At 58.7% G+C, this 357-nt stretch carries 1 protein-coding gene; it reads right to left on the reverse strand.

The features are described from left to right. Positions 1-357: methyl-accepting chemotaxis protein (locus AC1D1Y_RS26975; RefSeq protein ID WP_477685035.1), on the reverse strand; the 357-nt coding region annotated here is incomplete at both ends.

Consider the following 357-nt stretch of genomic DNA (forward strand, 5'->3'; position numbering starts at 1 on the left):
ACTCACAACTTCAGAAATGGCGCCGGTAATGTGCTCCATGGCCTGACGCGTCTTATCCACCAGATCGCTGCCCGCCGCCACACTATTGACCGAGGCACCGATCAGGTCCTTGATCTCACGGGCTGCGCCGGACGAGCGCTGCGCCAGGCTGCGCACTTCAGAGGCCACCACTGCAAAGCCCCTGCCTTGTTCACCAGCACGGGCTGCTTCCACGGCAGCATTCAAAGCAAGAATATTGGTCTGAAATGCGATGCCTTCGATSAGGCCAATGATGTCGTTGATTTTGTTGGCGCTAGCAGAGATCTGCCCCATGGTGCGAACGACCTGCTGCACCACATCGCCACCGTTGCTGGCGAC

It is taken from the genome of Polaromonas sp. P1_G1 (assembly GCF_056405595.1).